The sequence below is a fragment of the Streptococcus mitis genome, from assembly GCF_001074635.1.
GTDB lineage: Bacteria > Bacillota > Bacilli > Lactobacillales > Streptococcaceae > Streptococcus > Streptococcus mitis_E.
This window is the reverse complement of sequence record NZ_JUQO01000055.1, coordinates 1-631: the sequence shown is the minus strand read 5'-3', so window position 1 is coordinate 631 and position 631 is coordinate 1. Positions and strand designations below refer to the sequence as shown.

Below are 631 nucleotides of genomic sequence, written 5' to 3'. Positions count from 1 at the left end.
GAAAATCTTTAGCAATCCAGAAATCACTTGTCAATTTATTCGCGATATGCTGGACTTGCCAGCCAAAAATGTGACTATTTTGGAGGGAAGTAACATTCATGTCTTGCCTTCCGTACCATACTCAGCTCAGGATTTCTATACCAGTATAGACGTCTTGGCGGAGTTGGACAATGGGACACAAGTAATTATTGAAATCCAAGTTCATCATCAGAATTTTTTCATCAATCGCCTGTGGGCTTACTTATGCAGTCAGGTCAATCAAAACCTAGAAAAAATTCGTCAACGTGAAGGTGATACACACCAGAGTTACAAACATATTGCACCCGTTTATGCTATTGCTATCGTAGATAGCAATTATTTCCAAGATGACTTGGCTTTCCATAGCTTTAGTATGCGCGAGGACACGACAGGTGAGGCTTTAACAATTACAAACAATGGACAAGAACATCATCTAGTCAAGATGGCGTTCTTGGAATTAAGAAAATACAGAGAAACCAGCAAAGATAGCATTCGCAAGCCGTGGTTGGAGTTTTTCGGTAATAAACCCTTTACCCAGCACCCCGAGCGAGCTATAAGTCAAGCAGACCAACTGCTGGACTACAAGAGCTGGTCCGAGGAGGACAGGAAGATG

General features: G+C 42.0%; 1 protein-coding gene. It reads left to right on the top strand.

Annotated features, from left to right (window positions below; all coding sequences use genetic code 11):
• Positions 1 to 631 (top strand): PD-(D/E)XK nuclease family transposase (locus tag ADI58_RS01945; protein WP_065428647.1); only part of this gene is annotated, 631 nt, incomplete at both ends.